General features: G+C 71.9%; 3 protein-coding genes. 2 read left to right on the forward strand and 1 reads right to left on the reverse strand.

Annotated features, from left to right (window positions below; genetic code table 11):
* A partial coding sequence (locus B082_RS40140) for a hypothetical protein (protein ID WP_234018273.1) occupies positions 1 to 185 on the reverse strand: 185 nt, incomplete at its 3' end.
* Between B082_RS40140 and B082_RS0129770 the strand changes: the two genes are divergently transcribed.
* Positions 174 to 3,572, forward strand: a complete 3,399-nt coding sequence (locus B082_RS0129770; RefSeq protein ID WP_420707709.1) for an SDR family NAD(P)-dependent oxidoreductase — start codon at positions 174 to 176, stop codon at positions 3,570 to 3,572. The two genes, B082_RS40140 and B082_RS0129770, sit on opposite strands and share 12 nt — an antisense overlap.
* A gap of 65 nt (positions 3,573 to 3,637) precedes the next feature.
* Positions 3,638 to 7,268: type I polyketide synthase (locus tag B082_RS0129775; protein ID WP_018555450.1), on the forward strand; the 3,631-nt coding region annotated here is incomplete at its 3' end.

Genomic DNA, 7,268 nt, shown 5'->3' on the forward strand with positions numbered 1-7,268 from the left:
CCTTCGGGCTGAGTGGTACGAACGCTCACGTGATCATCGAGGAGGCGCCGGTGGTGCCGGTGGTGCCGGTGGTCGGGGATGGTGAGCCGGGTGGTCCGGTTGTGCCGTTGTCGGTTGTGCCGTTGCCGTTGTCGGCGCGGGGTGTGGTGGCGCTTCGGGAGCAGGCGGGTCGTGTGCTTGCTCATGTGGAGGCGCATGCGGGTGAGTCGTTGATGGATGTGGGTTTCTCGTTGGCGACGACGCGTGCGGTGCTGGATCAGCGTGCGGTGGTTTTGGCGGGGGATCGTGGGGATGCGGTGCGTGTGTTGTCGGATCTGGCCGCGGGCCGGGAGAGCGCGGATGTTGTCGTGTCGGCGGGTTCGTCGGTGGAGGGTCTGACGGCGTTTTTGTTCACGGGTCAGGGTGCGCAGCGTCTGGGTATGGGGCGTGAGTTGTATGGGGCGTTTCCGGTGTTCGCGGAGGCGTTCGATGCTGTGGTGGCGGAGCTGGATGTGCGGTTGGGCAGGTCGTTGCGTGAGGTGGTGTGGGGTGAGGATGCTGGTCTGCTGAGTGGGACGATGTTCGCTCAGGCGGGGTTGTTCGCGGTGGAGACGGCGTTGTTCCGGTTGGTGGAGTCGTGGGGGGTTCGGCCGGATGTGGTGGCGGGGCATTCGATTGGTGAGGTGGTTGCGGCGCATGTGGCGGGTGTGCTGTCGCTTGCGGATGCCGCGGAGTTGGTGGTGGCGCGTGGTCGGTTGATGCAGGGGTTGCCGGGTGGTGGGGTGATGGTGGCGGTGGCGGCGTCGGAGGCCGAGGTGCTTCCGTTGCTGGGTGGCGGGGTGGGGCTGGCGGCGGTGAACGGTCCGTCGGCGGTGGTGGTGTCGGGTGTGGAGAAGGAGACGTTGGCGGTCGCGGAGCACTTTGCCGCGTTGGGTCGTCGGACGAAGCGGCTCAGTGTGTCGCATGCTTTTCACTCGCCGTTGATGGAGCCCATGCTCGACGCGTTCCGGGAGGTTGTCGAGACGCTTTCGTATGCTGTGCCGTCGATGCGTGTCGTGTCCAATGTGACCGGTGCCGAGGCGACCGCGGAGCAGTTGATGTCGCCGGGGTACTGGGTGCGTCATGTCCGTGAGGCGGTCCGGTTCGCTGATGGGATCGCTCACCTCGCGGACCAGGGCGTCACCCGCTTCGTGGAACTCGGCCCCGACGCGGCACTCACCCCCATGGCCGCCGACTGCCTGACGTCCGCCCACGACACCCTGTGCGTCCCCGTCCTGCGCCGAGACCGCGACGAGGAACGCACCCTGATCGCCGCCGTCTCCCAAGCCCACGCGCACGGCGCCCAGGTCGACTGGAACGCGTTCTTCGAGGGCCGGGGCGCCCACCGCGTCGCCCTGCCCACCTACCCCTTCCAGCGCCGCAGCTACTGGCAGGAACGATCCGAGGCCCAGAACACCACCGGCCAGGCCGATGACCCGGCCGGAGCGGCCTTCTGGGAAGCCGTCGAACGGGAGGACGTCACGGTCCTCGCCGACCGGCTCTCCGTCACCGAGAGCGCACTCGGCGAGGTGGTGCCCGCGATGGCACGCTGGCGCCGCCTCCACCAGGAGAGGGCCGCACTCGACAACCTCCGCTACCGCGTCGTCTGGCAGCCCGTCCCCGCACCGCCCGCCGGAGCCACCGCACTCGACGCCCCCTGGATCGTCGCTGTCGCCGAAGGACAGACCGACACCCCCGAGGTCGCCGCGATCCTGGCCGCACTCGCCGAACGCGGAGCCTCCCCGCACGTCATCGAAGCGGTCCCCGGTCTGGGCCGGGCAGACCTGTCCGCCCGCCTCGCCAAACAGCCCGCCGCCGGAATCCTGTCCCTGCTCGCCCTGGACGACCGCCCCGAACCCGCACACCCCCATCTCACCCGCGGTCTCACGGCCACCGTCACCCTGGTGCAGGCCCTCTCTGACACCCCGGACGCCCCCAGGCTCTGGTGCGCCACACGGTCGGCCGTCGCCACCTCCCGCTCCGCGGAGCTGACCGCCCCGGAACAGGCCCAGCTCTGGGGCCTCGGCGGCGGCCTCGCCCTCGACCACCCCGACACCTGGGGCGGCACCGTCGACCTCCCCGCCGAACTCGGGCCGGCCGACCTGCACCGCCTCTGCGACGTACTCTCGGGCGCCACCGGAGAGGACGCGGTGGCCCTGCGCACCGACGGCATGCTCGCCCGCCGCCTCGTCCGCGCCCCCCTGGGCGACCGCACCCCGGTCCGGACCCGTCCGTCGCACGGCACCGCGCTGATCACCGGTGGCACCGGCGGCCTCGGCGCCCACGTCGCCCGCATGCTCGCCGCCGACGGCATCCCGCACCTGATGCTCCTCAGCCGGCAGGGCGGCGCGGCCGACGGTGCCCGCGAACTGGCGGCCGAACTGGAGGCGTTCGGCACCCGGGTGACACTCGCCGCCTGTGACGTCACCGACCGCGCCGCGCTGGCCCGGGTCCTCGACTCCGTCCCCAAGGACGTGCCGTTGACCACCGTCGTGCACGCGGCCGGTGCCATGCAGCGCATGGCACCGCTCACCGAAATGACCCAGGAGGAGTTCGCGGCCGTCGGCCACGCGAAGGTCACCGGAGCCCGGCACCTCGACGCACTTCTCGGCGACCGGCCCCTCGACGCCTTCGTGCTGTTCTCCTCCGGCGCCGCCGTCTGGGGCAGCGCCGGTCAGGCCGCCTACGCCGCGGCCAACGCCCACCTCGACGCCCTCGCCCACCACCGCCGCGCCCGCGGGCTCACCGCCACGTCCGTGGCCTGGAGCTCCTGGCAGGGCGGCATGGTCGACGCCGAACTCGCCGCCGTGATGGAACGCATCGGCGCCCCCGCCATGGATCCCCGCCGCGCCATCGGCGCGCTGAAGCAGGCCCTGGAGCACGACGAGAGCCACCTCGTCGTCGCCGAGTTCGACTGGTCCCGTTTCGTCCCCACGTACACGCTCGCCCGCCCCCGTCCCCTGCTCGACGCACTCGACGACGTACGCCGGATTCTCTCCGCCGAGCCCGGAGCGGCGGGCTCGGACGCGGAGGACCTGATGGCCCGGCTCGCCGGCCTCTCCGCGGCCGAGCGCGGCCGCGCGGTGCTCGACCTCGTACGTACCCGTGTCGCGACCCTGCTGGGATACGACGCGGCCTCGCAACTCGACCCGCAGCGCGCCTTCGAGGACCTCGGCTTCGACTCCGTCGCCGCCGTGGAACTCCGCCAGGCCCTGACCGCCGCCACGGGTGCCAAACTGCCCGCGACGCTGATCTTCGACTATGCGACACCCACCGCACTCGCCGACCACCTGCACACCCGGCTCTTCCCGGACAGCGACGACACCGCCGTGCCCGTCCTCGCGGAGGTCGACCGGTTCGAGCAACTGGTGGGGGCGCTGGACATCGAGGAGATCCGCAGCAGCCGCATCACCTCACGGCTGCAGACCCTCCTCGACACACTGACCACCCTCCAGAGCGGCGAAACGGGGGTGGCCGCCGTGCAGAACTCACTCGACGAGGCCTCCGCCGACGACGTCCTCGCCTTCATCGACCAGGAACTCGGCCTCGCCTGACACGGGCACGCTGCCGTCATCCGACCTCTGCCGTCATCTGCTCCGAAGGACCCGGTGAGACCGAAATGGCCAACGACGAGAAGATCCTCGACTACCTCAAAAAGGTGACCGCCGACCTGCACCGCACCCGGCGCCGCCTGCAGGACGCCGAGGCCGCCGCGCAGGAACCGATCGCGATCGTCGCCATGGGCTGCCGCTTTCCCGGCGGGGTGACCACCCCCGAGGAGCTGTGGCAGCTGGTGGCAGAGGGCCGCGACGCCGTTTCGGGCATGCCGGACGACCGAGGCTGGGACCTCGACCAGCTCCAGGGCGAGGACGCCTCGCAGCCGGGAACCAGCTATGTGCACCAGGGCGGATTCCTCGAAGGCGCGGGCGACTTCGACGCCGGATTCTTCGGGATGAGCCCCATGGAGGCGGAGGCCACCGATCCGCAGCAGCGCCTCAGCCTCGAAGTCGCCTGGGAAGCCTTCGAACGGGCCGGAATCGACCCGGAGACCGTGCGCGGCGGGCGCGTCGGCGTCTACATGGGATCCGGCATCCAGGACTACGGCGACTTCCCCGAAGGCGTACCGGAGGCAGTCGAGGCCTACATGGCCACGGCACGGGCCGCGTCCGTCATCTCCGGGCGCATCTCCTACGCCCTCGGCCTCGAAGGACCCTCCTTCACCGTCGACACCGCCTGCTCGTCGTCACTCGTCGCGCTCCACCTCGCCGTCCAGGCCCTGCGCCAGGACGAATGCGGCCTCGCCCTGGCCGGTGGCGTGATGGTCATGTCGACGGCAGCGCCCTTCGTCGCCTTCAGCAAGCAGCGTGGACTCGCACCTGACGGGCGGTGCAAGGCGTTCTCCGACACCGCCGACGGCACCGGCTGGTCCGAGGGCGCGGGCATCGTCCTGCTGGAACGCCTCTCCGACGCCCGCCGCAACGGGCACCCCGTCCTCGCCGTCATCCGCGGCTCGGCCATCAACTCGGACGGAGCCTCCAACGGCCTCACCGCACCCAGCGGCCCGTCCCAGCAGCGAGTCATCCGCCAGGCCCTCGCCAACGCGCGCGTTCCCGGCGCGCACGTTGACGCGGTCGAGGCGCACGGCACCGGGACCACCCTGGGCGACCCGATCGAGGCGCAGGCGCTGCTCGCCACGTACGGCCAGGACCACACCGCCGAACAGCCGCTGAGACTGGGCTCGTTCAAGGCCAACATCGGCCACGCCCAGGCAGCCGCGGGCGTCGGCGGCATCATCAAGATGGTCATGGCCCTGCGCAACGGCCTCCTGCCCAGAACCCTGCACGTCGAGCAGCCCTCCAGCCACGTCGACTGGACCTCCGGCCACGTCAGCCTGCTCACCGAGGCCGAACCCTGGACGCGCCAGGGCCACCCTCGTACCGCGGGCGTCTCGGCCTTCGGACTCAGCGGCACCAACGTCCACGTGATCCTCCAGGAGGCACCGGAGCCGGACCCGGCCGAGGCGTCCGACGGGACGAGCGCGGAACCGGCCGGGAGCCGGCCGGACACGGACGGCCGGGCGCTCCCCTTCGTCACGCCCGTCACGCCGTTTCTCCTCTCCGGACGCAGCGCCGCGGGCCTGCGTGCCCAGGCGGAGCGGCTGGCCTCCTTCGTACGGGACGGAGCCGGCGCCACCGCCCGCCACCGGGACATCGGGCACGCCCTGATCGCCACCCGCACCGCTTTCGAGCACCGTGCCGTCGTCCTCGACACCGGGGATCCCACGGGCACGGACGACAGCGAGTCCACCCCCCTGCTCAGTGGCCTGGACGCGCTCGCCGCCGACACCAAGGCACAGCACGTGGTGCGGGGAACCGCCACCGGCCCCGCCCAGGTCGCGTTCGTCTTCCCCGGCCAGGGCTCCCAGTGGGCCGGCATGGCTGTCGAACTCCTCGCCACGTCACCGGTGTTCGCCGACCGGATGCGTGAGTGCGCCGAAGCGCTGGCACCCTTCACCGACTGGGACCTCCTCGACGTGGTCCACCAGCGCCCGGGAGCACCCACCCTCGAAGAGGTCGACGTCGTCCAGCCGGTCCTGTGGGCCGTCATGGTCTCCCTCGCCGCCCTCTGGCGCGCGTGCGGTGTGGAGCCCGCCGCCGTCGTCGGCCACTCCCAGGGGGAGATCGCCGCCGCCTGCGTCGCCGGGGCCCTCTCGTTGGAGGACGGCGCGCGTGTCGTCGCCCTCCGCAGCAGAATCATCCGCCAGGACCTCGCCGGACGCGGCGGCATGATGTCGGTCGCACTGCCCGCCGCGGAGGCCGAGTCGGTGATGCGCGGCTGGGGCGACCGGCTCCAGATCGCCGTGGTCAACAGCCCCGCCTCCACCGTCGTCTGCGGCGAGAAGGAAGCCCTCGACGAGCTCTACGCCCACCTGGAGGCCCAGGGAGTGCAGACCCGTCGGATACCGGTGGACTACGCCTCACACTCGGTGTTCGTCGAAGAGATCCGCGACCGTCTCCTGGCCGAGATAGCCGACGTGACCCCCCGCCCGTCCACCACTACTTTCTACTCCACGGTGACCGGGGGCTCGCTCGACACGACAGCGCTCGACGCCGACTACTGGTACGAGAACCTGCGCCGCACCGTGCGATTCGAGGACACCACCCGGGCCATGCTCGACGACGGGTTCACCCTCTTCGTCGAGGCCAGCCCCCACCCGGGCCTCTTCATCGCCCTCGGAGAGACGATCGCCACGACCCCGGCCACCGCCGCCGCCGTGGGGTCGCTCCGCCGGCACAGCGGAGACCCCGCCCGCTTCGCGCTGTCACTGGCCGAGGCCTACGTGCACGGTGCCCCCGTCGACTGGAGCCTCTTCCACGATGGCGCACCCACCACCCGCGTGGAGCTTCCGACGTACGCCTTCCAGCGCGAGCGCTACTGGGTCACTGCCCCCACCGGCGCCGGCGACGTGCTGACCGCCGGCCTCGAACCGGCGGACCACCCGCTGCTCGGCGCACGGGTATCCGCTCCGGACACGGACGCGCTCAGCCTCACGGGCCGCCTGTCTCTCGGCACGCACCCCTGGCTCGGCGATCACCGCGTGGGCGACTCCATCTTCTTCCCCGGCACCGGACACGTGGAGCTCGTCGGCTACGCGGCCGACATGGCCGGCTGTTCCGTCATCGACGAACTGACGCTGGAGACCCCTCTCACCGTTCCTGAACGGGGCGGTGTCGCGGTGCGCGTCACGGTCGGCACGGCCGGCACCGACGGCAGGCGCCCGGTGACCGTGCACGCCCGCGCGGAGGACGGCGACCAGCCCTGGACCCGGCACGCCACAGGCGTCGTCGCCCCGGAGACCCCGGGAGCGCGCGGATCATCCGAGGGCGCCGCCTGGGCCTCGGCGCAGTGGCCGCCGGCCGGCGCCGAGCCGGTGGATCTGGACGGCTTCTACGACGACATGGCGGAGGAGGGGCTGCGCTACGGCCCCGTCTTCCAGGGACTGACCGCCGCATGGCGCGCCGACGGTGACATCTACGCCGAGGTCGCCCTGCCCACCGGCACACCCGCGACCGACTTCCGGCTCCACCCGGGCCTCCTCGACGCGGCGCTGCACGGGGTGGCGTTGTCGGGTGCGGTGGGTGAGGGCGCTGCGTTGCCGTTCGCGTGGTCCGGTGTGTCGTTGGGCGCGGTGGGTGCTTCGGCGGTGCGGGTCCGGGTGTCGGTGGTGGGCGAGAACCGTGTGTCGGTGG

This window comes from Streptomyces sp. ATexAB-D23, from assembly GCF_000373645.1.
Lineage (GTDB): Bacteria > Actinomycetota > Actinomycetes > Streptomycetales > Streptomycetaceae > Streptomyces > Streptomyces castrisilvae.